A 25,287-nucleotide genomic window follows, 5' to 3' on the forward strand; every position below is an offset into this window, starting at 1 on the left:
GAGCGATTATTAATCCAAGTATTGAATTTAAAAGTAAGATTGGTATTAACGGTATTTTGAGAAAGATATCTAGTATTGTACTCTTACTTTTTTTCATTCCGTTATCTATTTTGATTCCTAATAATTTAGGTACAGCATTGCTTTACACTCTATATATTGGGTATTTATTAATGGAAATTAAATCTATTTTTGAAAATTATCAGAAACTAGGCACGCCGACAGAAGTTTTTCAAAAATTTATTGATGTAATTAAAAACAACGATGACACGAGCAAATAGCTTGTGTCTTTTTGAAAGGAGGAAGCTATGGCTTACGAACAGACGTATATCCCGAATATAGATATTGGCGCATCCGCTGGCATGTGCTTACAGTATGTTGATAATGCTATCAACGCAACAGAGCGAACATATAGCGCACAGATTGCATACAGTGCAGCACAGTCCAGAGGTTGGATTAGGAACGATACGAATTTTCCAACGAATGTCTGGGTTGTTTTATTCTGGGAAATTACAAGTGGTTATTGGGCTGGATATGGTCACGTGGCGTTGGCTTTCATTGGTGAGAATGGTGCAATGCAGATTCACGATAGTGAGGTACACCGAGGTGCTAGATATCCTTATGGCTCATTGCAAGAGTTGGCTAACTGGTTCAGTGGTACAAATCCAGTAAGATATCTCGGTTGGTCAATCGGTTGTGATGGTCGTAAGATTCTTAAAACGCCACAAGAAACACAAGCTGAAATTGATGCACAGAATCGAGCTGCAGCTGAAGCGATTAGAAAAGCGGAAGAGGAAGAAGCACTGCGTATTATCGCTGAGATAGAACGCCAAAAGAAAGCAGAAGCTGAGAAAAAACGATTAGCTGAAGAAAAAAGAAAGAGGGAAAGTGATATGGCAATTCAAGCAATTGTAAGAATCAAAGATGATAGTTTCAAAGCACCTTTTGTAAAAGACAGTGTGTGGTTCTGGTCGATGGAAACAGGATTCATTAATCTACCAACTAGACGTGATTATGAGTGGTTAGATACTATCAATAAATATACGACTGGTAAGCCAGTATTTAGGCAGCAGTCTTCAAAAGACGTACCGTTTCATTTGCGCTTAGCACAGTGGAATCCAGCGGTTAACGTTAAAGAAGCAAAAGCATGTATTGAAGATTACGACAAAATTCCAGCATTGACAGATTAACACCCACGCCCTTGTATTAATTTACAAGGACGTTTTTGTTTGTATTTGAATCTAGTATTGTTAAACAAAACAGGCGATTGTTGGAGTTGGAGAATTATTAGATTATATTTTTAAAATTTGATAAAATAAAAAGAAAAAGGAAAAAATAATGGTCGAAGAAGAGTTTAAAACCAAAAAAACACCTCGTACAAAAGATAAAATATTCCAGTCTTTTTTATTTATCTCAATGGGATTGATGTTAAATATTTATGCCTATCCAAAATCAAGAGAATTTATAAAGTCAGTATCTGGTCAAAAAGTCAAGGACAGTGCTATTATTGTTAGTTTAATATTTTTTATTTTAGGGATAATTTTATTCGGTATTATTTTTCAAATTTACATTATGAAAAAAATTAAGAATATTAATTTGTTACTCTTAATAATGACATTAGTAGTTTCAATTTGTGGAGTAATATATTCAGGATACGATGAAATTGTAGAAGTTATAATGTCTAATTTAGCCATAAGTTCCAGTTTAGCTTATATTTTATACATTATTAAAGAAGTATCTATTGTCCTGTATAATGATATTACGGAAATAAATAAAACAGATCCTATAAAAAAATATGGTATATTAATTCCCATAATTACGTTTATTATTGGGTTATTAATAAAATAATAATTAATCTTTTTCATAAATTCCTATCACTGTCAGAGATGATGGTGGTATTTTGGTTATATAAATAAAAAAATATTATATTTTATTTTTATACAATAAAACGTATAAAAAATGTATAATGTATAAATATACGTTATATTTTCGCGTTAAAATGTCTTACCATTGTAATATTATTCATGGTATAATATATACATATTCCTCGAGAATATAATTTGCTGATTGAAAGCCTGAAATCACTTGTATTCATGGCTTTCTTTTGATTTAATTTAGTTAGCAAATTATATTAAATGAGAAGAGGAATTTCAATGAATGAAATACTAGAGTTGGGGAAATTGATTGCAGAAAAATTACCAAAATTAAAAACATCTTCTGATTATTGGTTAGTGCGAACGGATTCTGGTTCTTACTATGAAGATTTTAATTCTGGTAGTTTTATTGGATTAGGTTGGAATGGAATAAATGATAACGTTTTATCAAAAATAGGGACTAACGTTGATGAATTAAAGAAAAAAATTGAAGATTTATATAAAGAAGATAAGCAACCAGGTAGAACCGCAAATCAGATATTAAGTTTCATCCATGATATAAAAATTGGAGATATGGTAGTTATACCAAGTTTAAATTCAGAATTTTATATGATGGGAGAAGTAATAAGTGACCTGTATTTTGAAGATTCTATATTGCAAGATCCCAATAGTTGTCCATTTACTAAGCGTAAAAAAGTTAAGTGGATAAAATCTTTTCAAAAAAAAGATGCAGATCCAAAAATTTTAAAACTTTCTTATCGCCAACAAACGGTTAATAACATAAATGAATATAAAACATTTATCAATAGAGCACTATATAGTGCTTATATTGATGATGACGAGTTGGTTCACTTAACTTATGACATCAATATTGAAGAAAATATTAATATGATTGATTTAGGAAATTTCATCTATAACTATTCTCAGATTTATGAACTTCTGTCAGGTGATAAAGATGTTGATATTAAAATAAATGCTCAATCTAAAGGGAAATCAGAAATTGTTTCTAAAACTTTTGCAGGAATAGGGGTTGCGACCGTAATATTTGGCTTGTGTCAAATGCCATATGGTGGAGAAATCAGCTTAGGTGGTGGTATTTTACCAGAAATATCTGTTAAGACTGAGGGCATAATACCACAAAAAGAAAAGATTAAAGTAGAAAAAGAAGAATTGAAAATAAAAAAAGAAGAGAAGAAGAGAGAAAATTTAACTAAAGATATAGAAAATGCTGAAAAAATCATTGATTTATCTGAAAAATTAGGTGTATCAGTAGAAAACTTAAATATTGAACTTCCCAAAGAAGTGAGAGAAATTTTAAAACAAAAACAGGAGAAATCAACAACTTCTCCTGAAGATAATAATTAAAATATATTTATTCTAACAAAAAGAAAACATAAAATTAAAGAAATTAAGCACGAGAATGAGTAAATGGACTTTAGTTCATATTTAGATTTTAAAAAGGGTTCTAATATAAAGAAAAATAGTAGAGCGATAATTAAAAAAATCGAAAAATAACCAAATACTGTTCCAATTAATATCCGCATTACTTCACCTTACCTTTTTTTGTTTTTAATGACTATAGTATACCACAGCTATTAAAAAATATGTTACATTAGACGATCTCGAGGAATTAAAGCAGCTCATTTCAGAACGTGAATCAAATTTAAAAGACTAGAGAATAATCTAGTCTTTTTTTGCTTGCCATGAGTTTTACGCAGTATTTTACGCAGTAGTGTTAAAATTGATAGAAATTTAATGCATTGATAAATTTTAAATAATACTAATTTTTGTTGATAAAACAACGTAATGAAATTAGATGAAAACCTTGATAAATAAGAGCTAATTAAACAACCATTTTTAAGTAATCTTGTCATGAAAATCCGTAGTAAAATTCAAACTGAGGTTGGATTAAATGAACCAATTATCTTAAATAAAAAGGATGTTGGTTACCGAATTAACGAGGTTTATCGTATTACGCAAAAGAGTTTTATAAATAAATAATAAGCATAAATTTTAAACAAAATCACCTTTTTAAATGGGCGTTTTAACCCGTTTAAAAAGGTGATTTTTTACGCAGTTCTTGCAAAGAATCATATTAAAATGTAGGAGATGGCTATTCAAAGCCAATATAATTGAAGACCAAGATGGCAATTCATTTATAATAAAATTTATTAATGATGAGTGCAATGGAAATGTTTTATTAAATTGCGAATTGCTTGAACCTGACAAAGAATTTATAGATAAAAATGATTATCTATTGAGTCAGAAAGTAGTAGAAGAATGTGTTTGTTTTGCTAGTCAATATTTCAAGGTTACACTAGATATATCAAAAGTTTTATTATCAAATTTGACTATTATTGAAGATATTCCACGAATTGTTTTATTTGATCACATTATTACGAATGAGAGTAGAAGGGAAAATACAGGTAATGTGCTCATGGTAGAAAAATCATTGCAATTGATTCTTCTCATATTTTAAGAAAATGAAGTAAAAAATTGCTCAACAGAGAAATTAGAAATATGCGCTTAAGCAAATCAATGGATAACTCACCTAATATCACTGATTTTGATGATTATCAAATTTTTGATATGTCATATAGCAACAATATATCCATAAAAACTTTTTCTTTTGATTATAAAAGTAAAGCTCAAATTACTAAAGAATTAAAATTATTTTGATTAAAAATGCTTTAAAAGAAATTTCAAAATATTTTTAACGCCGCGCACGATGGGTTTTTGTTTGACTTCATTTTTGATAGTTTGTATTATAACTGTAAGAGGTGATGTATCATGAATCAAAAGAAGAAAAGAGTGTTTTGGTGGCTCTCTGTAATTATCGTGGGTATCCTCGGAGGGATTTGGGGAAGTAGTAATCAATTTAATAAAGATAGATAAACCATCTTTTAGGAGGTGGTTTTTTATCGGCTTTCTTTAAAGATGGTTATTTATATCCTTGGATGATATTATTATTAAATAATGTGTATATTTAAGCTTGATGGAGGAGCGCAGTTTAATGAAAGATAAATATAAGGGATTGCTTTTAGCAGTTTTAGGACCATTATTATGGGGATGTTCGGGAGTTGTTGCTCAAAATTTATTTGAATATCATCGTTTGAACCCTACTTGGCTTGTTTCAGTCAGAATGTTTTGTTCCGGAATTCTTTTGCTGGGGTATGGAATGATATCAAAGAAGCGAATATTTTCTATTTTTAATAATAAATTGGATACGATATATTTAATGTCATTTTCCATTTTAGGAATGACCTTTGTGCAGTTAGCATACTTTATGGCGATAAGTACTGGTAATGCAGCCACTGCTACTATATTACAATATTTATCGCCAGTGATAATCATTATTTATTTGGCAGTTAAAACATTAAGATTACCACAACGCATAGATTCAATATCAGTAATAGTTGCTATTTTAGGAACTATCTTACTAGTTACTCAGGGAGATTTAGGTTCACTTTCCATACCCCTCGATGCAGTAATATGGGGGATATTGTCTGCAATAGCAGCAGCTATTTATATGTTGATGCCAAAAGCACTTTTAAAGAAATATGGTTCGATACCAATTGTTGGTTGGGCGATGTTGATTGGTGGAATTATAGTAGGCTTGTATTATCAAATTTGGACGATGCGACCGCATATTTCATTAATAGCCTTTATAGAGATACTATTTGTTGTGATTTTTGGAACTATGCTGGCATATTTATTTTTTCTACAAAGTCTTACCTATATTAGCGCTACTCAAGCAAGTGTTTTAGGTTCTGTTGAGCCCCTGTCTGCAACTATTTTAGGAATTTTATTTTTGAATATTTCTTTTAATGCCTATGGTATTTTGGGAATAGTAATGATTATTGGAATTACATTTTTACAATTTATATCAGCTAAGAAGACTCAAATTGATATTTAAAATTTATAAAAAATATTATTAGCATGCAAGATTCAACTAAATTATAATTTTAAAGGCTGAAATGAAACAGCCTTTTTTGCTTGATTATTGATTAATAAATAAATCAAATCGTTATTTTATAGTTTTATGCATTTAAAAAATATTATAAAAATTTTATTATCAGCTATGGAAGAAAAGGGTCGGCTAGGGATTAAAATATGCAAAGGGGAACTTATAATTGCGCTAGCATATAAGCAAAGCCAGCGTTTTAATCGCTGGCTGAGACAATGAATTTATAAGAAATCGGTTGAAAGCAGGCTATTGTTTTCTATAGTAATATGTGTCAGGGCTATAATTAATCGCTTGCTGTCCGCCTACAATTCTAGGGCGGCTAATGTCTGATTGATCTCCAAGCGGATTAGAAAAGCCAATTTTAAAAAGAGAGATGAAAAAGCCGGTGTAACCCGAGTGAACGTTAACATACGGCGCATTTGCATATGATTCTAAATCATCTGGTGGGCTGATGAAACTATTTGTACTCTCCATCCCTTCGGCTGAACCGAGGGTAACAGCATAATTTGCATCTATAATGATAATTTCTCCTTTTCCATTTTCCCATTTGCCCACTAAAGTACTAATATCTCCATTTTTGATTGCATCAATATCTAAATCAAGCTCATTTGTACTATTTTGCTGTTGGGGTGCTGTTTCTTCCTGTTGCTCTGTTACTGCCGTATTGTCAGTTGATTGCGAAGCGATGCTCTCTGTAGCTGAAGATTCGCTAGCTTGAGAGCTTGCTTGCTTTTCCTTTTTTGAAGCCTGTGACGTCTGGCTTTCTTTTGTACTGTCCGCCTTTTTTTTGTTACTTGAACAAGCTCCCAATATGGTAATACTTAATAAAAGAACACCAAATAATTTAAATTTTTTCATATTTTCTCCTTTTAAAAAAATTTATTAATTATAATTTAACTCGTAAGAATCTGCGAGTAATTATCTATATTTTACTGCTTATCTGTTAATTTCCAAGCGTGATGCCACAATTTTTTTATAAAAAAACTGTAAGCTGTAAGAATTATTCTCTTTATTAATAAATATTTCAAAACATAATAAAATTATACACTTTTTTTTATTTAAATTATAGAATTAAAAAAAATTTAAAAGTTATTTTTTACCGTTTAATAATCTAAATGGATCAACTCTAGCATAGCGTACGTTTTGAAAAATAAACTGAGTATTGTAGTTAATATTTAATCCTTTTGCCTTGCTAGTTAATAGATATATGTCGTTAAAAATTACTTTATTATCATTTGATTTTTGTTATAATTTGATAGGAGGTGGATTATGACAGCAAAAACTTTTTTTAATTTTGTTCGTTTGAAAACGCTACCGGTTGGCTTAATGCCGATTTTGGTTGGCTTATTATTTGCTAAGTATTATTTTAATCAATTTAATATTCTGAGAAGTTTTCTTTTAATTATCGGCTTAATTTCAATCAATTTTTTTGTTTCAGCATGGAACAATTTGATGGATTATAAGAAAGCTGTTGATATTGAGTATCGGGAAAAGCAAAATATCCTTAGCACACATAAAATTCCTGAAAAATTAGCGTGGAAAATTTGTTTTGTTTTATTAGCGATTGACATTGTTATAGGTATTATTTTAACTTTTATGACTAATTTAATGCTCTTACCAATCGGTGGTATCTGCTTTATTGTTGCAATTTTTTATACTTATGGTCCGTTTGCATTTTCTAGGTTTCCATTAGGAGAAATTTTAGCTTGCTTGGCAGAAGGCTTGGGTAGCTTTTTTATTGCGGTTTACATTAATAGCTATCAGTTTAATTATTTTAACGTGAGCTTTGAGGGCTTTAAATTTAATATTGTTGGCGATTTAAAAATTATTTTAAGCTTAGTTTTAGTCGGTCTGTTTTGCGGCTTAATGAATTTTAATGTGATGCTAGCAGATAATATTTCCGATTTGAACCAAGATATTAAAAACGAGCGCTATACTTTGCCATCTTATTTAGGGATTCCGAGAAGTTTAAATCTTTTTAAACTGGTTTATCTAGTAGCTTTCTTTCTTGCTATATTTGCCGTTATCTTAAAAATTTTACCAGTTACTACTTTGCTTTTAGTTATTGCTTTACCTCTGATTTATCAAAACACAAATCATTTTTTAAAAAAGCAATCCAAGCAAGAGACCTTCAAGTATTCTATTCAAAATTTGCAATTGTTTGAGGGTGCGGTAATTTTAGCTTTGGCTGTTGAGCTAGTAATACATTTATAATAATAGAAAGGCATTATAATGATAGAATTAAAGGATATATCACTTATTCCAATTAAAACCCAAGTAGATGTTGATTTACTGTATCCGACCGTTGAGCAAATTTGGCAATCCTATTTTCCTAAAATTATTGGGCAGGAGCAAGTGGACTATATGCTGACTCACTATCAGTCTTCTGAAATTATTTTAAAGGAGATAAAAGAGGGGCGTATTTATTATTTGCTTCATCAGGAGGCTCAAAATATTGGTTATATCGCCTACGATGTTTGTTTGGATTCTTTATATCTTTCAAAATTGTATTTGGTCGAAAAGGTAAGAGGCAGAGGGTATTTAAGTACGATTTTGGCATATTTAGAGCAAATCGCCATTAAGCTTGGAAAAAGTGCCTTGTATTTGAATGTTAACAAGGATAATGCGAAAACGATTCAAATCTACCAGCATTTAGGCTTTAATATTGTCAAAAAGACTAAACAACCATTAGGACCCTATTTTTTAGATGATTATCAAATGATTAAGTACCTAAAAAATCCTAAGTCTTTAGCCTGAACTTGATGATTAAGCCTTTTATTTTAGCTAAAATTAGGCTAAAATATATATTAGTGAAGTTGAGAATATTTAGCTTCAACGGCTAAAAAAACGCTTGAAAAGTATCTATTTTTGCTTATACAGAGCTTTGAAAGTAGTCGTTTTAGTTTTTTAGAGAGGGGTCGAAACGTGAACTTAGGTCTAGCTATTTTATTAATTGTAATTGCTTTAATCGGTGGAGTTGTTGGCGGTTTTTTTATTGCTCGTCAATACATGAAAAATTATTTTAAAGAAAATCCGCCAGTTAATGAAGATATGATTCGTACGATGATGTCACAGATGGGTCAAAAGCCGAAAGAAGCGAAAGTGCAACAAATTTTGCGCCAAATGAATTCACAATCTAACCAAAAGAAATAATTTATCCGAGCAATCGCATTTTTTTGCGGTTGTTTTTTGCCATTGCCACTTACTTTCCGAAAATTTCAGTATGAAATTTGAGGCAGTTCGCTAAAAAGCTGAAAGGGCACGGTCTGACAATTGCGAATTTGGCTAAAACATTTAGAAAGTTTCACATAAGCCTACTTGGCGCTCGGATGACTTCTTCTTAGTGAATAAACGCAGAGAGCTGCTTATGTTTCAACTTTCTGAGCAAGGTGCTTTAGCACCTTAAAGAACGGCAGATGAAGTTTAAAAGTATCGTTCTCTAACAGGTCAAATTTTGTCTCTGAAACACGTTGTCCACACTTCTAAGTCCTATAGAGCTTAGAAGTTATAGATGCGACGATTTATTTTTCTTGCCAATGTATTGGCTTAGAAAAATAGAAAGCAGTCAAGTCGATGAAGCTAGATTTGTGATAGTGTCAAAAGCAGCTTTACTTTATGGATTAAAATTTAGATAGACTATTAATTTATTGATGAAGCATTGGGGAAATGCTGTTCGCGTTTTGATGTTTGATTACTCAAAAGACTGCTAAATTCTATGTTCACTACGTCTTGCTAGCTCTTGTCAAAAAATGATATCTTCTAAAACCACAAAATTTTTTCATTTTGGTAAGGTACTTCGTTTTGAGCAACCGAAGGGCGCTTTAAAAATATAGTAGTAGGCACAAATAGCACATTTGCCGCTTAGGTTAGTTTGTTATTAATATTAGTTTTTAATTTAAGTATTCTTATACTTTGAGTTCAGAAAATTGCTTCTCTTTATGGTATGATATGGAATGTATTGATTATAATCTAGGCTATTTTTTGAACAAATTGTTAAAAAATTTTTACGATTTGCTTAAATGTTAAGGAGTTATATATGGATAATCGTCCAATTGGATTTTTAGATTCAGGTGTTGGCGGTTTGACTGTTGTTAGAGAAGTTTTTAAACAATTACCAAATGAAACCGTTCTATTTATTGGAGATTCAGCAAGGGCGCCTTACGGTCCACGTCCAAAATCGCAGATTGTGCAATTTACAACTGAGCTTGTCAATTTTCTATTGAAACAAAATATTAAGATGCTGGTGATTGCTTGCAATACAGCAACCGCGGCGACATTGGATATTTTGAAGGCGAGATTAACTATTCCCGTAATCGGCGTAATTTTACCCGGTAGTCGTGCTGCGATTAAGGCCACGCAAAATCGACATATCTCAGTGATTGGAACGGCCGTTACTATCGAATCACATCGTTATACTCAGGCAATTCAAGCAAAAGATAGCGGAATTGTGGTTTCTGAATTAGCTTGTCCAAGATTTGCGCCTTTGGTTGAATCAGGTGGTTACCAAAGCCCGGTTGCCAAAAAAGTAGTCGCAGAATCGTTAAGCCCATTAAGACGAACAAAGCAAGATGTTTTAATTTTAGGCTGTACGCATTATCCTTTATTACGGCCTATTATTCAAAACGTGATGGGAGATCATATCACCTTAATTGATAGTGGTATAGAGACTGTCGCTGAGCTTTCAGTGCTTTTAGATTATTTTGATATGGCTGCCGAACAGTCTATGCCAAAAAGTCATCGGTTTTATACGACGGCTTCTGTAAAGCTGTTCGGAGAAATTGCGATGGATTGGTTAAATCAGAAATCGTTGTTAATTCAGCATATCGAATTATCGGATTTACAAATAAATGAGGAGCGTTAGAGTTGATGTTTGAATATCGTGATACAGATAATTGGCTGATTGGAAAAATTGCCAATGAGACAACATTAAAGTGGTTTGATGCAAGCGAAAAATTAGCTATTAATTCTCTTTTAGGCTTAATTGAACAACTGACTACTGATGATTTTGGTTTGACTATTGAAATTATTAGCTTAAAATCTGAAAATATTTTGATTGAATTTATTTTATCAATGATTAATGAACATAATCAGAGAAATTTTGTATTAATAACAAAAAACAATTTTTCATTGGTTGCAGAAGGCACAAAGGTTTATTGGCTAGAATTAGCTAAAGGTGGTGTTGAACAAAATCAACTATTTAAGGTTGATTTAACTCAAATCGTTCAAAATGAAACTGATGATACGTTACCAAACCAGCTTTTGATTGCTACGCATAATGCAGGCAAAGCGAAAGAATTTAAAGCACTTTTTGAACCGAAGGGCATTGAAATTAAGACCTTATCAGACTATCCAGAGCTACCAGTTGTCGAAGAAACGGGGATGACCTTTGAAGAAAATGCCAGATTGAAAGCAGAAACGATTGCTGAACTGACTGGTCTGGCTGTTTTGGCGGATGATTCGGGGATTATGGTTGATGTTTTAGGTGGGATGCCGGGTGTCTTTAGTGCCCGTTTTTCTGGTGAGCCAACAACAGATCAGCGCAATAATGCGAAGTTATTACATGAGCTGGCAACGCAGCCTGCTGAACGGCGGGGCGCGAAATTTCACAGCACGCTTGCTTTAGCACATCCGAATAAGGAAACTCTGATTGTAGAGGCAGATTGGCTAGGTCAAATTGCTACGATTCCTAAAGGGGATAATGGCTTTGGCTATGATCCGTTATTTTTAGTTGGTAATACTGGTAAAACTGCAGCTGAATTAACTAATGAAGAGAAAAATCAGATTTCACATCGTGCCAAGGCGCTGGAAAAGCTAGCAATGGTCTGGGAAGCTTGGTGGCAATCTTAAACTAAATAATGATTGGAGTTGTCTATGTTTGTTGTAATGAGTGATTCACATGGTGATCGCGATATTGTAGAAGAGATTAAAGCTAAATATATTAATTCTGCCACAGCGATTTTTCATTGTGGTGACTCTGAGTTGCCGGCAAATGATCAAATTTGGCAGGGCATAACAGTAGTCACTGGAAATTGTGATTATGATGCTGCATATCAAGAGGTAAGTGTCCGCAATGTTGAGGGACATCGAATTTTAGTAACGCATGGTCACCTATATTCTGTAAATTATGGTTTAAGCCGTTTATCCTTGTTAGCACAAGAGCACGATTGTGACATTGCACTTTTTGGACATACGCATATTGCGACTGTTGAAAAAGTGAATAATGAGCTTTGTATTAATCCGGGCAGTGTTCGCCAGCCAAGAGGCTATCCATTTGTCCCAACATATGCAATTGTAGCCTTCTTGAATCAAACAGTAACTATTAATTTTTTAAATCGTGAGCATCAAATTTTAGAGGATATGACAAAGGTAATTGAGCTGTAAAGTGATAGCTGAGGAGTAATGAATGGTAGATAAAGCAATTGAAAAATTTTTATTGGCACAGCAGGAGACTTTTTTAATACCAATGGACAACGTAGCAATCTTTGTCGATACCAATAAGCTTAATCATGCGGTATTAGTTTTATCAAAAAATAAATATGCGAAAATTCCAGTCGTTGATAAGGATGAAAAGTTTGTTGGCATTGTCGGTCTAACCGAGATTATTAGCTTTATGCTAGAAAATAATCTGTCGATGGAAGAATTAGCTAATTATCATGTTTTGGAAGTTGTTAAAGAAGTGAATACTGTCAATCCAGATTATACTTTAGAAGAAATTTTGCATCACTTGGTTGATGAGCCGTTTTTACCCGTAGTGGCTGAAGATAATATGTTTATTGGAATTATCACACGCAAAGAGCTTTTGAAGGCCGTTAATGCGCTGGCACATGAATTTGATAAGGAATACATTGTACTTCGGAAAAAAGAGTTAGTTAAAAAATAGAGCAAAAAAGATTATACTACCTATTTAAGTGAGGTTTGTATAGTCTTTTTTATTCTTTTTCTTTTATTTTTTTGAATAATTGAACACGATTTTTAATATTGAGCTTTCGATAGATGTTTAGGATATGCTTTTTTAGTGTGTTATTTGTGATACAAAGACTAGTACAAATCGCTTCGTTATCAAGTCCTGCAATCAGCTGTCGTAAAACCTTTTCCTCTCGTCTAGTTAATCCATAATCAATTACTGTTTGGCTGACAGTCAATTTATGATCACCAGCAATATCATTTAGATAGTCCTTATTCATTCGATATTCCAAATGATCAGTTAATAAATTTAATACCTCAATGTCATCATGCCTAAAATTGGCATGATTTTTTTGTCTAAAGAGTGATAGAACACCTAAAAATCGATTGTTTGAGGAAATATTGAGGTGGAGTGAATGATGAAAATTATATTTGGCATAAAAGGTATGATAATACTCAGTTTCAACTCTTTGTTTGTCTGGAATAATATCTGATTCACGATAAGCGATACTCTTCCCCGTAAACATTAGTCCTTTAGAATAATCAATATTTTGATAGCCCTTGATATATTGTTCGCAAAAGGCTGCTGCAACATTGTGGGATACAGATTTTTCAATTACTGTTTCATCGTAGCTCGTGGTCAGATAAAGCGTTGCACCTGAAAAATCAATTAGTAATTTTAATTTCTTAAATAATACTTCATACATTTCAAGCTGTTGATCGTAGCTGTATATATGATGAATAATATTATTTAGTATCAGTAAATTATTCTTAGTAAATTTTTCCAAAAAACCACCACCTTATGTCAAAAATTATAACATTGAATCTATGCTTGTCAAATAATAATTACTCATTATAAGTATAAAATTACTTATTTATGATAAAAAAAGTAAAATTTTACGTATAAAGATGGTCAATTTGATGAATAGAAAGAATATTCAAACAATTATATAATAATATCCATGATGATATGTTACTAATTGTTACATTTACAGGAGGGTGAAATGAAAAAAAAATTGTTATTTGCTATTTGTTTAATTGCAGGTATTGTCACTATTAGTGGCTGCTCGAGTTCAAATCGTTCAGAAGCATCGAAAGAGACCTTGAATGTGATTGGTTGGTCAGAATATGTACCAGAAGATGTGATTAGCAACTTTGAGAGTGAAAATAATGTAACGGTTAATTATACGACATTTTCTGATCCTGATGAGATGTTAGCGAAGGTTCAATCGTCGGCAGAGGGGACTTATGACATGGTGTTAGCCCCCGGTATGTATGTTCAAACCTTTAAGAGCTTGGATATGCTGGAGAAATTAGATCAGGCAGCTCTAACAAATATTGATAATTTGGATGATGCTTCTCGCAATCAGGCCTATGATCCAGAGGGGGAATACTCGGTACCATATTTGGGTACAGTGATTGCAATTGCTGCCAATACAGATTTAGTGAGTGAAGAATTTACAAGCTATTCTCAGCTGCTCGATGAAAAGTATAAGGATTCAATAGTTACAGTTGAAGATGCCCGAGCAATTGTTGGGATTGCCTTAATGCAGGCTGGTTATGACATTAATGATACGAGCGATGAAGGTTTGGCTGCAGCTGGTAAGTACCTTGCGAGCTTGAAACCAAACATTAAAATATTTGATGGTACAAGTCCTAAGACCTCATTGATTAATGGCGAGGTATCTGTTGGGTTAATCTATGGTGGTGAAATTGCTTTAGCGATGGATGCCGATCCGGCAATAAAAGTTTACTATCCAAAAGAGAATATTTATTTTGCCTATGATGCCTTTATGGAGCTAAAGGGCGCAAAGAATTCTAAAAATGTTGAAAAATTTATTAATTATATCTTAGAGCCTGAGGTAAGCTCAGAAATTTCCTTACAATTTCCATACTACAATCCAAATACGAAGGCTGTAGATCTACTACCCGACGAATACAAGGAAAACAAAGCTAAAATGATACCAGAGGATGTATTCAAACGGTCAGAAACGGTATTAGACGTTGGAGATGCGACAGAAAAAGTAGATGCTGTATGGAGTGAATTTAAAAATTAATTAAAAATAGCTAGCTTTAATTAAAGTACTATTACCATTAATGAAGGAGTAAAAAAATGAAAAAATTAGAGATTACAATTAAGCCTGAATCTTTAGAAAAGGTCAAAGAGATTCTTTTTGAAAAGGGGTGTACTGGAATGACCGTTATTAGTGCAATGGGCTGTGGTAACCAAAAAGGTGATCAGGAAAGTACCTTCTTTAAGGGGGGCAATTTCCGTATTAATTTACTGCCAAAAATTCAAGTGATTGCCTATGTTAGTGATGAAATTATTGAAGATGTCTTGATTTCAATTCATGAGCAAATTGCAAGCGGTCAGGTTGGTGATGGGAAAGTTGCTGTTTATGCAATTGAAGATTTAATGCGCATTCGCACAAGTGAGCGTGGAGATAAAGCACTTTAGTATCCTTTTGTAATATTGACACAAATTGGATTTTGTGGCGATAGGGATAAAGAGCTGTGATGACCTAATTTTGAAGGGGTGGCAAAATGTAATGAAGGAAATTATCAAATTAAATGGTATCAATAAAAAATACGGGGATGTAGAGGTAATTAAACGCTTAAATATGACGATTCAATCTGGTGAATTTTTGACCATGCTTGGACCTTCTGGCTGCGGTAAAACGACAACCTTACGGATGATTGCTGGCTTTGAGTCCCCAACATCTGGTGAAATATTTTTAGAAGAGGAATCAGTTGCCAAAATGCCCCCTTATAAGAGACAAGTGAATACCGTTTTTCAAAGCTATGCTTTATTTCCACACATGACTATTGCTGAAAATATTGGCTTTGGTTTAAAGATGAGTAAGGTTGCTCGTGCTGAAATTAATGAGCGTGTTGAAGAAATGCTGCAGCTGGTCCAATTAGAGGGCTATGGTAATCGAAAGATAGATCAATTATCTGGTGGACAAAAGCAGCGTGTGGCAATCGCGCGTGCTTTAATTAATCGACCGAAGGTTTTACTTTTAGATGAACCGTTGAGTGCGTTGGATTTGAAGCTTCGTAAACAAATGCAGCTTGAATTAAAAAGATTACAGCGTAAGCTGAATATTACCTTTATCTATGTAACGCATGATCAAGAGGAAGCTTTAACAATGAGTGACCGAATTGCCATTATGAATCAAGGGAATTTAGAACAATTGGATACACCGAAGGCGATTTATGATCATCCAGCTTCAAAGTTTGTAGCTGATTTCATTGGAGAATCAAATATTTTCTATGGTGCGGTTGAAAATAGTGGTGGTACTTGTGCCAAGATACAGGTTGAAGCAGGTCAGGTCTTAGTTCAAAGTAGTCAAGGGATTCAACAAAATGAGATTATTTATCTTTCGGTTCGACCAGAAAAAATAAAGGTTTCTACTGAACAAGTGGCGGGCTTTTCATTATTTGGTAAGATTAGTGAACATTATTTTACAGGTTCAATGAATAAATCACTAATTACCTTGACCAATGGTTTAGAGATCAAGATGAATTATTTATCCGAGCAAAAATTATTACCAGTTGGTGAAAAGGTATACGTCTATTGGAACCCTGAGGATGCGATGATTATTCCTTCAGTCAATCATGATGTTTTTGAAATAATCGACAATCCAGATTTTAGTTCTGTGAATCAGAAGTGAGGGAGGACTAATGGGAAATTCAAATGAAAAGAAGCGCGCCATACCAGGTGTATTTTTATTAAAAATTGTCAGTATTATGCCAGTAGCCTTCTGGATGATCTTATTTGTTGTCGTACCCTTATTTTATGTTTTTATGATGAGCTTTATGGCACGAGGCCTATATGGTGGTGTTGAACCAGGCTTTTCATTAGAAAATTATTTAATGGTTTTTCAAGCGGAATATTTGAAAATTTATGGTACCTCATTATTTTCTGCGCTAATGACAACAATTATTTGTCTAATTATTGCTTATCCGTTTACCTTGTTTATTGTTCAAAAATCAAAAATAACTCGAACCATTTTTATGGCTTTAATTATAATTCCCTCAGTGGTTAATTCATTAGTTCGTTTGTTTGGCTGGGTGACCCTATTAAGAAAAACAGGAGTAGTCAATAGTATTTTACTGAAATTAGGATTGATAAAAGAACCACTGGAGTTAATTTATAATCATACAGGCGTTATCATTGGTTTGGTTTATCTATTATTAATGTTTATGATTTTGCCTTTATTTAATTCAATGGAAAAAATTGATTATAGTTTAATTGAAGCGGCCTATGACTTGGGTAGTAGGCGAAAAGATGTTATTTTAAAAATTATTTTCCCATTAACAAAGCCAGGCATTTTTGCTGGTTCAATTATGGTTTTCATTCCTTCATTAGGTTATTTCTTTGTTTCAGATATTTTGGGTGGTGGTACCTCGCTAACGATGGGCAACCTCATTAAAAATCAATTTATGGTAGCAAGAAATTGGCCTCTGGGTGCTGCGATTTCAATCATGTTGATTATTATTACGTTATTAATTTTATATATTTATGAAAAACGTGGTGGGAATATGGCAGATTTAGGGGGGCGATAGCATGGAAGCAGAAGGACAAAAAGGGAAACTATTTAAAAATATTCTTATTGGCTTAGTATGTTTATTTTTGTATTTACCAATTGTTGTAGTCGTTATTTTTTCATTTAATACTTCTAAAATGAATATCCTATTTGAAGGCTTTACAACTTCTTGGTACAGCACGATGTTAGATAATCGTCCTTTAATGGAAGCACTATGGCACTCTTTGTATGTTGGTGTTGTGAGCACCTTAATTGCAACAATTATTGGTACACTTGGGGCTTTTGCACTACATAAATATCAATTTCCTGGTAAAAAACTATTGGACAAAATTCTATACATCCCAATTGTAATTCCAGAAGTTGTTTTAGGAATAGCTCTTCTATCTATCTTTACGGTTGCTAAAATCCAATTGAGCCTAAACACACTTATCTTATCGCATATTACGTTTTGTATTCCATTTGTTTTAATTACCGTACGAGCAAGATTATCTGGCTTGGATGATGCACTTGAAGAAGCAGCATTAGACTTAGGTGCTTCACCTTTTGTAGCCTTTTACCGAATTACCCTGCCGTTAATTTTTCCAGCAATTGTTTCTGGAGCAATGCTAGCCTTTACATTATCTTTGGATGATGTCATCATTAGCTTCTTTACGACTGGACCAGACAGTACGACCTTACCACTTAAAGTTTTGTCAATGGTTAAGACCGGTGTCACACCAGAGGTGAACGCGCTATCCACAGTTATGATGCTAATTATGGTTTCGGTCATTTTGTTTAATGCGATTTTTCAAGTTAGACAAATCAAGAAAATGAAAAAAAAATAAAATTTTAATTGTTTTACGCTTAATAGTGAAGGTGGTATTTCAATGGAAAATATATTATTAATAAAGAGTTCATCCATTTTCACTGGAGAAAGCAATTTATTTCAAAGTGGATTGATTATGGTTGTAGATGGCATAATTAATGGCATTTATAGTGATGAAGAAACCATCCCGAAAGTGATTTTGAAGCAGAGTAAATTGCTAGATATTGGTGCTCGAACAGTATGTGCAGGCTTTATTGATGCGCATCTTCACGTTTTTATGTCGGCTCTTGTCCATGGTGGCAAAATTCATTTAATTACTGGTAAATCTGAGATGGATTGTGTCAAACAACTTAGAAAACGTTTTGAGATAGCTCGTCTGCCTAAGGATGATTGGCTGATTAGTAAGGGCTGGTATAGTCCGGATTGGAAGAGCAATCAATTGCCAACTAAGGCCAGCTTGGATACCTATTTCCCCAATCGGCCTGTGATGATGATTTCAGCAGATTTACATACCATTTGGTTAAATAGTTGTGGCCTTGAACGGCTTAACTTAGATGATTCAACTTTACTGAGTGATTCGGTCGTTAAATCCGAAATCACAAAATGTGAGACAGGTGTTATTTTAGAAGGCTTGGCAATGTCCTGTATGAGTCAAATTTTTCAAGAAGCAGTGCCGGATAAGGCTAAATATTATGAGCATTTTTTTCGACAGCAGCTTTCGATGGGGATTACCTCAGTTTGTGATTTAGCCTTATTGGCAGATGAAACAGCTCAGCAGATTGATGATCAAATTTATCCTGAAGTTTATAGCGAGCTGGAAAAAAGTGGGCGTTTATCGGTTAGAGCACATTTGTTTCCAATGATGCTAGATAATTTTACTCGGATAAAAGAATGGCGTTTCCAATATCAAAGTGACTTTTTAAGAATTGCAGGCGGGAAACACTTTTTTGATGGGGTGATTAGCACGCATACTGCTTATATGAAATCATCTTATGAGCATAGCAATTCGGTTGGTAAAACAACGATTTCACCGACTGATTTGCAAAAGAAAATAGATTTAGCTAGTAAAAACCAACTGCCTTTGAGGATACATACCATTGGTGATGCTGCCATCTCCACAGCAATTGATTATTTTAGTCTTGCTGCCAAAAGGTATGGTCAGTTAAAAACGGGTTATCATTGCTTAGAGCATCTTGAAATAATTGATCCGATGGATATACCAAGGCTTAAAGCAGCCGGCTTAATTGCCTCAGTCCAGCCCAGTCATTGTCTAATGGATTATGAGACGGTTGATCAAGACATTGGCTTTGAAAGAAGTCAGAAAATGTGGCCCTTTAATGATTTTTTAAAGGAGGAGGTACCAATCGCTTTCGGGACAGACTCACCAGTTGTTGTTGATGTGACGCCTTTGGATAATCTTTACTTTGCAATGAGCCGTCAAACTAAAGTTAGTCAACCAGAGGGAGGTTGGATTCCTGATCAAAAAATCAGTTTGACTTCGGCTTTAGCTGCTCAAACTAAAGCTGCGAGTCAGGCTTGCAGTTTTTCAGAAAAAATTGGCACAATTACTAAGGGGAAGTTCGCAGATTTAGTAGTACTCTCGACAAATCTTGAAAACATAAATGCAGAAGAATTATTAAAAATTGAGGTTGACTACACCATTGTAAATGGTGAAATTAAATACAAAAAATCATGAAAAAAGAAGGGTGATTCATAATGAGTAAAGCAGAAGTTATTGCAGATTTAGATAAGGTTTTAGGGTATATTCATAGCGATACTTTGACAGATACTGAAAAGGAAACCATTACAAGAGAAACGATAGACTATTTTAATCACTATGTCAGTCCCGGCTGGCTCAAATATCGAAAATCTGTCTCCACGGATGCAGCCGTTGTTGAATGGACTGATAAAGGCTCCTATTGTTATGGTTTAAAAGGAGAGGAATTTATTGATTGCTTAGGTGGCTTTGGTATTTATACCTGTGGTCATCGCAATGATGCCATTTTGGATACGGTTAAGGCACAATTAGACCATCAAGCATTACACTCGCAGGAATTACTAGATCCTTTGCGTGGTTATCTTGCAAAAGCAGTTGCTGATATTACTCCAGGTGATTTGGAATATTGCTTCTTTACTAATGGCGGTGCAGAGGCAGTAGAAATGGCTTTAAAGCTTGCTAGAATTGCTACTGGAGGCAGCTGGTATATTTCAACCGTCGGTGCGTTTCATGGTAAATCAATGGGTGCGGTCTCAATGGGAGGTAAAGGAACCTATCGAATCCCTTATACACCAATGGTTCAGCAGGTTCAGCACGTTGAATACGGCAATGCAGAGGATATGCGAAAAGCCGTCAGAAATTTAACTGCAGTTGGCGAAAAAATTGCTGCTGTCATTTTAGAGCCTATTCAAGGAGAAGCGGGCGTGATTATACCGCCAAAGGGCTACTTAAAGGCCGTTCGTGAGATTTGCGATGAATATGGGATTGCTTTAATTTTTGATGAAATTCAATGTGGAATGGGTAGAACGGGTACTATGTGGCGCTGTGAGGCTGAGGAGGTTGTGCCAGATATTATGACTTATGGTAAGGCCTTCGGTGGTGGGATTATGCCGATTACTGGGATCATTTGTCGACCTAAAATGTGGGTTCAAAATTTAATTGATAATCCTTGGTTACTTGGTTCGCCAACCTTTGGTGGTAATCCGTTAGCCTGTTCAGCTGCTTTAGCAACTATCTCTTATATGTTAAAAGAGGATATACCTAGACAGTGCCAAGAAAAAGGTGGTTATCTGATTAGTAAGCTTCAAGTATTAGGCGAAAAATACCCAGCCGTGATTGAAGCTGTCCGTGGTGTTGGGCTGATGATTGCAGTTGAATTTATATCTGACGAAATTGGCTATCATGTGGCTAAATCCTTATTTTCACAAGGTGTTATGACTGCTGGCACACTCGTTAATTCAAAATGTATTCGTTTTGAGCCTGCTGGAACCATCAGTTTTGAACAAATTGATCAGGTGATTGAGCGAATGACAATTGCGCTTGAGGATGCTAAAGAGAGCTTCATTAAATAAGGAGTTTTTATGACTGAAAATAAGGTTAAGCTAACCACACCAAAGGCTGATGGTTATTATATGCCAGCAGAGTTTAGTCCACATCGCCGAACCTATATGATTTGGCCTGAGCGAACGGACAATTGGCGCTTAGGTGCCAAGCCTGCACAAAAGTGCTTTGTTGAGGTAGCAGAGGCGATTGCCAACTTTGAGGAAGTAGTCATGCTAGTGAGCGCTAAGCAATATATGAACGCTAGAGCGCAGCTCGATGCGCGTGTTATTGTAGTAGAAATGTCTAGTAATGATGCTTGGGCTAGGGATTCTGGTGCTACTTTTTTAAAGGATTCAAAGTCTGAGCTTAGAGCAGTTGATTGGCAATTTAATGCGTGGGGTGGCTTGGTTGATGGCCTATACTTTCCTTGGGATCAAGATAATCAAATTGCAGGTAAGATGGCTCAATTGGAACGCTGTCACAGCTACGCTTTAGAGCATTTCGTACTTGAAGGCGGATCAATTCATGTGGATGGCGAGGGAACAGCAATTGTGACAGAGACTTGCCTATTAAGTGCTGGTCGAAATCCAGAATTGAGTAAAGCTGAAATTGAAGAATATTTAAGGCTTTATCTAAATGTTGAGCAGGTAATTTGGTTACCACATGGTATTTATCAGGATGAGACCAATGCGCATGTTGATAATATCTGTGCATTTATTCGTCCAGGGGAGCTCGTATTAGGATTTCCTGAGGATAGTGAAACCATGCAGTATCAATATTCAATGGCTGATTATCAATTATTAACACAATTGTCTGATGCAAAAGGTAGAAAATTAGTTGTCCATAAGGTGCCAATTCCAACTGATTTATATGTTGAAAAAGCAGATATTGACGGAATTGATATAATTAAAGGAACGATACCAAGGCGGATAGGTGATTATTTGGGTGGCTCCTATATCAATTTTTACTTTTGTAATGATGCCCTTATCTTACCAGCCTTTGGCATTGAATTAGATAAAATCGTATTAAAGCAGTTTGAAGCTTTATTACCTGAATATCAAATTATTCAGGTGCCGAGCAGAGAAATTCTCTTGGGTGGTGGTAATATCCATTGCATTACGCAGCAAGTTCCAATGTGAGTGGTCGATTTTTAAAATGACAGAAGGGAGGCTTACCTTGAGAAAGGTTACAGTAAGCGCGGTACAAATGAGCTGTTCTTGGAATATTTCTGAGAATATTCAGAAAGCTGATAAATTAATTCGTAAAGCCAAGGCGGAGGGTGCACAAATTATTTTACTGCAAGAATTATTTGAAACACCCTATTTTTGCCAACGTGAAGACTATCAATATTTTGATTTGGCTAAGCCGAGTTCAGAAAATCAAGCGATTCGCCATTTCTCTGAACTAGCCAAGTCTTTAGAGGTAGTATTGCCGATTAGCTTTTTTGAAAGAGACAATAATACTTGCTTTAATTCGCTGGTTGTCATAGATGCCGACGGTCAAGTTTTGGACACTTATCGTAAAACACATATTCCAGATGGACATTCCTATGAGGAAAAGTTTTATTTTGCACCGGGCGATACTGGCTTTAAGGTTTGGGAAACACGCTATGCGAACATTGGGGTCGGCATTTGTTGGGATCAATGGTTTCCTGAAAGTGCACGCTGTATGGCATTAATGGGTGCTGAATTAATTTTTTATCCAACAGCGATTGGCTCCGAGCCCTTACTAGGAAGAGATAGTCAGGGGCATTGGCAGCGTTGCATTCAAGGACATTCAGCTAGCAATTTGGTTCCGATTATTGTTTCTAATCGGATTGGCACGGAAACGGATGAAACAAGTATGACATTTTATGGCTCTTCTTTTATTACGAATCAATTTGGCGAAATTATCAAGCAGGCAGATCGTTTTTCAGAGATGACTCTTGTTACTGAAATAGATTTAGAAACTGCAGCAGCAGATCGGCGAAATTGGGGTGTTTTTCGCGATCGTCGACCTGAGCATTATCATAAAATTTTAGAAATGTAATGATCTTTGTATGTAAGAAAAGGAGAGTGAATGATGGCAATTAAACGTAATTATATTGATGGTGAGTGGCTAGAATCAGCCAGTGGTGAAACCATTCCTGTGATAAATCCAGCGAATGGTGAGGTAATTACAGAGGTAACAAGTAGTACGCGCTCTGACGCTATTTCGGCCATTAATGCGGCTAAAACTGCCTTTTATCAAACGCGAGAGTGGCGGGATATGAGTAGTCAGGATCGCTCAGAAATACTGTTGAAAATCGCTGCAAAAATTGATGAGAAAAGGGCCGAGCTAGCATATTTAGATACGATTGATAATGGTAAGCCACTACGAGAAGCAGAGGGGGATATTGATGACGCTTATCATTGTTTTCAATACTATGCTGGCTTAATCAAAGCACCTCACGGTGGCGTATATGATGTGAATGATGGTTTTGGTAAGATGCACAGCTATACGATTCATGAGCCGGTTGGTGTTTGTGGTCAAATCACACCATGGAATTATCCGCTACTCATGGCGACTTGGAAGCTAGCACCAGCACTTGCGGCAGGGAATAGCATTGTCTTTAAACCGAGTACTGAAACTCCATTATCAACGATTGCATTATTTGAAATATTTGACGAAGTCGGCTTGCCGAGGGGCACGGTTAACTTAGTGCTTGGTTCAGGCAGTCGTGTTGGTCAAGAACTTGCCGAAAGTGCTGATGTAGATATGGTTACGTTTACTGGAAGCACAGAGGTGGGACAGGGTATTATGCGTGCTGCAGCAAGTAATGTTAAAAAAATTGGACTAGAGCTAGGCGGTAAGTCGCCAAATGTCATTTTTGCCGATGCTGATTTGGAAGGTGCAGTCGAATGGGCAATGATTGGTATTTTTTTCAATCAAGGTGAGGTTTGTTCAGCAGGCTCAAGAATCATTATTGAAAAATCACTCAAGGATAAATTTGTCAAGCGTTTAGCTGAACGTGCGAATGCGATTAAGATTGGTAACGGCTTAGATAATCCAGATATGGGACCATTAGTTTCTAAAAAACATTTGAAAACTGTTTTGTCATATATTAAAAAGGGAAAAGCAGAGGGTGCAAAATTAGTTTGTGGTGGTAAGCAGCTCACGACTGGTGACTACCAGAAAGGCTTCTTTATTGAGCCAACAATTTTTGATGATTGTACCTCCGAGATGACAATTGTTAAGGAAGAAATATTTGGACCAGTTGTAACCATTCAAACCTTTGAGACCGAATCAGAGGCCATAAGCCTAGCCAATGATACAATTTATGGCTTAGCTGGTGCCGTATTTACAAATGATGGCGCTCGTGCCTTACGCGTAATTAAAGAAATTCGAGCAGGGATTACTTGGATTAATGCTTATAATCCAACATTTAATGAAGCACCCTGGGGTGGCTATAAGATGAGTGGCATTGGTCGAGAATTAGGAGTTCATGGTTTAGCAGAATATCAGGAGGTTAAGCAGATTAATATTAATCTTAAACCAGGTCCAGTTGGCTGGTATGAAAAATAAGCTATAAATAGAAGCCGTATCCACGCTCTAAAAAAACTAATATAAAAGTAGCATTTATTTATTGTGAGAGCCCAAAGCTAGCTTTCTTGTTTGGCATAGCACGGCACAATATTAATTGCTACTTTTTTGAATTATAAATTGTATTATTGATTTATCTGATTTTAAAGACTTCCTAATTCGATTTTCTGGCTGTCTAAAAACCAATAATCATGGTAATCACCCTTCAAAGCACTAAATGGAATTGATTTTATTCCCTTATTATTTAGCTGCTTTTCGAGATAATTCTTTAGAATCCATGGCGCTTCGATTGACTTAACCGCTAAATTGAGGATTTCTTCTATCGTTTCTGAGTTTGTATTTAAGGCAACGGCAATCTCCGATTTTGAAATGTCTAATAATTCAAAATTAGCGTTAAATTCCTTAATAGTATCTATTTTCTGTTGTGTGGTTAGAGACATATTTAAAACTCCTTCATCGTTTGAAAATGCACTATAATCGTAGCCCATTTTCTATGTTTATGCAAATATTAATGATTTTATTTAATTAAGCTTCCTACAGTTCAGGTTGTCAAGTAATCGATTTAATGCTAAAATCAAAAAGACAAATGA

The 25,287-nt window shown here is 34.6% G+C and carries 26 protein-coding genes; 23 read left to right on the forward strand and 3 right to left on the reverse strand.

The annotated features are described in order from the left end of the window. The 6 genes from HOY35_RS02985 to HOY35_RS03005 all read left to right on the forward strand — a co-directional run. Positions 1-278: phage holin family protein (locus HOY35_RS02985; RefSeq protein ID WP_172210996.1), on the forward strand; the 278-nt coding region annotated here is incomplete at its 5' end. 27 nt (positions 279-305) lie between these two features. After that, positions 306-1,187, forward strand: a complete 882-nt coding sequence (locus HOY35_RS02990; RefSeq protein ID WP_172210994.1) for a hypothetical protein — start codon at positions 306-308, stop codon at positions 1,185-1,187. A 148-nt stretch (positions 1,188-1,335) separates the two neighbouring features. Next, positions 1,336-1,845: a hypothetical protein gene (locus HOY35_RS02995; protein WP_172210992.1), complete on the forward strand. Its 510-nt coding sequence runs from the start codon at positions 1,336-1,338 to the stop codon at positions 1,843-1,845. Between the two features lie 305 nt (positions 1,846-2,150). Continuing rightward, positions 2,151-3,236: a hypothetical protein gene (locus HOY35_RS03000; protein WP_172210991.1), complete on the forward strand. Its 1,086-nt coding sequence runs from the start codon at positions 2,151-2,153 to the stop codon at positions 3,234-3,236. Between the two features lie 507 nt (positions 3,237-3,743). Next, entirely contained in the window at positions 3,744-3,872 is a 129-nt protein-coding gene (locus HOY35_RS13590) for a hypothetical protein (RefSeq protein ID WP_283770044.1), read from the forward strand. A 1,012-nt stretch (positions 3,873-4,884) separates the two neighbouring features. Then, positions 4,885-5,787, forward strand: coding sequence for a DMT family transporter (locus HOY35_RS03005; protein WP_172210989.1), 903 nt, complete (start codon positions 4,885-4,887; stop codon positions 5,785-5,787). A gap of 297 nt (positions 5,788-6,084) precedes the next feature. On the opposite strand, the gene HOY35_RS03010 is transcribed toward HOY35_RS03005, so the two are convergent. Next, complete coding sequence (locus HOY35_RS03010) at positions 6,085-6,696, reverse strand: DUF6287 domain-containing protein (RefSeq protein ID WP_172210987.1); 612 nt, start codon at positions 6,694-6,696, stop codon at positions 6,085-6,087. Positions 6,697-7,107: 411 nt separating this feature from the next. Between HOY35_RS03010 and HOY35_RS03015 the strand changes: the two genes are divergently transcribed. The 7 genes from HOY35_RS03015 to cbpB all read left to right on the forward strand — a co-directional run bounded on the left by HOY35_RS03015 (position 7,108) and on the right by cbpB (position 12,718). Then, positions 7,108-8,052: a UbiA family prenyltransferase gene (locus tag HOY35_RS03015; protein WP_172210985.1), complete on the forward strand. Its 945-nt coding sequence runs from the start codon at positions 7,108-7,110 to the stop codon at positions 8,050-8,052. Between the two features lie 18 nt (positions 8,053-8,070). Beyond that, entirely contained in the window at positions 8,071-8,595 is a 525-nt protein-coding gene (locus HOY35_RS03020; RefSeq protein WP_172210983.1) for an N-acetyltransferase, read from the forward strand. Between the two features lie 168 nt (positions 8,596-8,763). After that, entirely contained in the window at positions 8,764-8,991 is a 228-nt protein-coding gene (locus HOY35_RS03025; protein WP_172210981.1) for a YneF family protein, read from the forward strand. Positions 8,992-9,874: 883 nt separating this feature from the next. Further along, a complete protein-coding gene (gene racE / locus HOY35_RS03030; protein ID WP_172210979.1) occupies positions 9,875-10,699 on the forward strand; it encodes a glutamate racemase in 825 nt (274 codons plus the stop codon). A 5-nt stretch (positions 10,700-10,704) separates the two neighbouring features. After that, positions 10,705-11,685, forward strand: a complete 981-nt coding sequence (locus HOY35_RS03035; RefSeq protein ID WP_172210977.1) for a nucleoside-triphosphate diphosphatase — start codon at positions 10,705-10,707, stop codon at positions 11,683-11,685. A 24-nt stretch (positions 11,686-11,709) separates the two neighbouring features. Further along, positions 11,710-12,219 (forward strand): metallophosphoesterase, encoded by a 510-nt coding sequence (locus tag HOY35_RS03040; RefSeq protein ID WP_172210975.1) that lies wholly within the window; start codon positions 11,710-11,712, stop codon positions 12,217-12,219. A 22-nt stretch (positions 12,220-12,241) separates the two neighbouring features. After that, positions 12,242-12,718, forward strand: coding sequence for a cyclic-di-AMP-binding protein CbpB (gene cbpB, locus HOY35_RS03045; protein WP_172210973.1), 477 nt, complete (start codon positions 12,242-12,244; stop codon positions 12,716-12,718). Positions 12,719-12,767: 49 nt separating this feature from the next. Here cbpB and HOY35_RS03050 read toward each other — a convergent pair whose 3' ends face one another. Beyond that, positions 12,768-13,529 (reverse strand): helix-turn-helix transcriptional regulator, encoded by a 762-nt coding sequence (locus HOY35_RS03050; protein WP_172210962.1) that lies wholly within the window; start codon positions 13,527-13,529, stop codon positions 12,768-12,770. A 216-nt stretch (positions 13,530-13,745) separates the two neighbouring features. Here HOY35_RS03050 and HOY35_RS03055 point away from each other — a divergent pair, with 216 nt between their 5' ends. The 10 genes from HOY35_RS03055 (at position 13,746) to HOY35_RS03100 (ending at position 24,679) form a co-directional block, all read left to right on the forward strand. Continuing rightward, on the forward strand, positions 13,746-14,798 hold the full coding sequence (locus HOY35_RS03055; RefSeq protein WP_172210960.1) for a spermidine/putrescine ABC transporter substrate-binding protein: 1,053 nt from the start codon (positions 13,746-13,748) through the stop codon (positions 14,796-14,798). A 56-nt stretch (positions 14,799-14,854) separates the two neighbouring features. After that, on the forward strand, positions 14,855-15,199 hold the full coding sequence (locus tag HOY35_RS03060; RefSeq protein WP_172210958.1) for a P-II family nitrogen regulator: 345 nt from the start codon (positions 14,855-14,857) through the stop codon (positions 15,197-15,199). 91 nt (positions 15,200-15,290) lie between these two features. Then, positions 15,291-16,415, forward strand: a complete 1,125-nt coding sequence (locus HOY35_RS03065) for an ABC transporter ATP-binding protein (RefSeq protein ID WP_172210956.1) — start codon at positions 15,291-15,293, stop codon at positions 16,413-16,415. A gap of 10 nt (positions 16,416-16,425) precedes the next feature. Next, positions 16,426-17,310: an ABC transporter permease gene (locus HOY35_RS03070; protein ID WP_172210954.1), complete on the forward strand. Its 885-nt coding sequence runs from the start codon at positions 16,426-16,428 to the stop codon at positions 17,308-17,310. Position 17,311: 1 nt separating this feature from the next. Continuing rightward, positions 17,312-18,115, forward strand: a complete 804-nt coding sequence (locus tag HOY35_RS03075; protein ID WP_172210952.1) for an ABC transporter permease — start codon at positions 17,312-17,314, stop codon at positions 18,113-18,115. A 42-nt stretch (positions 18,116-18,157) separates the two neighbouring features. Further along, entirely contained in the window at positions 18,158-19,792 is a 1,635-nt protein-coding gene (locus HOY35_RS03080) for an amidohydrolase (protein WP_172210950.1), read from the forward strand. A 20-nt stretch (positions 19,793-19,812) separates the two neighbouring features. Beyond that, positions 19,813-21,165 (forward strand): putrescine aminotransferase, encoded by a 1,353-nt coding sequence (locus tag HOY35_RS03085; protein WP_172210948.1) that lies wholly within the window; start codon positions 19,813-19,815, stop codon positions 21,163-21,165. Positions 21,166-21,174: 9 nt separating this feature from the next. Next, positions 21,175-22,275: an agmatine deiminase gene (aguA, locus tag HOY35_RS03090; RefSeq protein WP_172210946.1), complete on the forward strand. Its 1,101-nt coding sequence runs from the start codon at positions 21,175-21,177 to the stop codon at positions 22,273-22,275. Between the two features lie 37 nt (positions 22,276-22,312). Then, complete coding sequence (gene aguB / locus HOY35_RS03095; RefSeq protein WP_172210945.1) at positions 22,313-23,164, forward strand: N-carbamoylputrescine amidase; 852 nt, start codon at positions 22,313-22,315, stop codon at positions 23,162-23,164. Between the two features lie 30 nt (positions 23,165-23,194). After that, positions 23,195-24,679, forward strand: a complete 1,485-nt coding sequence (locus tag HOY35_RS03100) for an aldehyde dehydrogenase family protein (RefSeq protein ID WP_249641470.1) — start codon at positions 23,195-23,197, stop codon at positions 24,677-24,679. A 161-nt stretch (positions 24,680-24,840) separates the two neighbouring features. Here the strand turns inward: HOY35_RS03100 and HOY35_RS03105 are convergent, their stop codons facing one another. Further along, positions 24,841-25,137, reverse strand: coding sequence for a DUF2316 family protein (locus HOY35_RS03105; protein ID WP_172210943.1), 297 nt, complete (start codon positions 25,135-25,137; stop codon positions 24,841-24,843). Positions 25,138-25,287 lie beyond the last annotated feature (150 nt).

The organism is Enterococcus sp. MMGLQ5-1, from assembly GCF_013155265.1.
Classification (GTDB): Bacteria; Bacillota; Bacilli; order Lactobacillales; family Streptococcaceae; genus MMGLQ5-1.

Coding starts and splice junctions, on each gene's coding strand:
- HOY35_RS03035 (WP_172210977.1), top strand. CDS start 10,705: ATGTTTGAATATCGTGATACAGATAATTGGCTGATTGGAAAAATTGCC.
- HOY35_RS02995 (WP_172210992.1), top strand. CDS start 1,336: ATGGTCGAAGAAGAGTTTAAAACCAAAAAAACACCTCGTACAAAAGAT.
- HOY35_RS03080 (WP_172210950.1), top strand. CDS start 18,158: ATGGAAAATATATTATTAATAAAGAGTTCATCCATTTTCACTGGAGAA.
- HOY35_RS02990 (WP_172210994.1), top strand. CDS start 306: ATGGCTTACGAACAGACGTATATCCCGAATATAGATATTGGCGCATCC.
- aguA (WP_172210946.1), top strand. CDS start 21,175: ATGACTGAAAATAAGGTTAAGCTAACCACACCAAAGGCTGATGGTTAT.
- HOY35_RS03010 (WP_172210987.1), bottom strand. CDS start 6,696: ATGAAAAAATTTAAATTATTTGGTGTTCTTTTATTAAGTATTACCATA.
- HOY35_RS03100 (WP_249641470.1), top strand. CDS start 23,195: ATGATGGCAATTAAACGTAATTATATTGATGGTGAGTGGCTAGAATCA.
- HOY35_RS03020 (WP_172210983.1), top strand. CDS start 8,071: ATGATAGAATTAAAGGATATATCACTTATTCCAATTAAAACCCAAGTA.
- HOY35_RS03005 (WP_172210989.1), top strand. CDS start 4,885: ATGAAAGATAAATATAAGGGATTGCTTTTAGCAGTTTTAGGACCATTA.
- cbpB (WP_172210973.1), top strand. CDS start 12,242: ATGGTAGATAAAGCAATTGAAAAATTTTTATTGGCACAGCAGGAGACT.
- HOY35_RS03070 (WP_172210954.1), top strand. CDS start 16,426: ATGGGAAATTCAAATGAAAAGAAGCGCGCCATACCAGGTGTATTTTTA.
- racE (WP_172210979.1), top strand. CDS start 9,875: ATGGATAATCGTCCAATTGGATTTTTAGATTCAGGTGTTGGCGGTTTG.
- HOY35_RS03065 (WP_172210956.1), top strand. CDS start 15,291: ATGAAGGAAATTATCAAATTAAATGGTATCAATAAAAAATACGGGGAT.
- HOY35_RS03000 (WP_172210991.1), top strand. CDS start 2,151: ATGAATGAAATACTAGAGTTGGGGAAATTGATTGCAGAAAAATTACCA.
- HOY35_RS03040 (WP_172210975.1), top strand. CDS start 11,710: ATGTTTGTTGTAATGAGTGATTCACATGGTGATCGCGATATTGTAGAA.
- HOY35_RS03085 (WP_172210948.1), top strand. CDS start 19,813: ATGAGTAAAGCAGAAGTTATTGCAGATTTAGATAAGGTTTTAGGGTAT.
- HOY35_RS03015 (WP_172210985.1), top strand. CDS start 7,108: ATGACAGCAAAAACTTTTTTTAATTTTGTTCGTTTGAAAACGCTACCG.
- HOY35_RS03055 (WP_172210960.1), top strand. CDS start 13,746: ATGAAAAAAAAATTGTTATTTGCTATTTGTTTAATTGCAGGTATTGTC.
- HOY35_RS03105 (WP_172210943.1), bottom strand. CDS start 25,137: ATGTCTCTAACCACACAACAGAAAATAGATACTATTAAGGAATTTAAC.
- HOY35_RS13590 (WP_283770044.1), top strand. CDS start 3,744: ATGAAAATCCGTAGTAAAATTCAAACTGAGGTTGGATTAAATGAACCA.
- HOY35_RS03075 (WP_172210952.1), top strand. CDS start 17,312: ATGGAAGCAGAAGGACAAAAAGGGAAACTATTTAAAAATATTCTTATT.
- HOY35_RS03060 (WP_172210958.1), top strand. CDS start 14,855: ATGAAAAAATTAGAGATTACAATTAAGCCTGAATCTTTAGAAAAGGTC.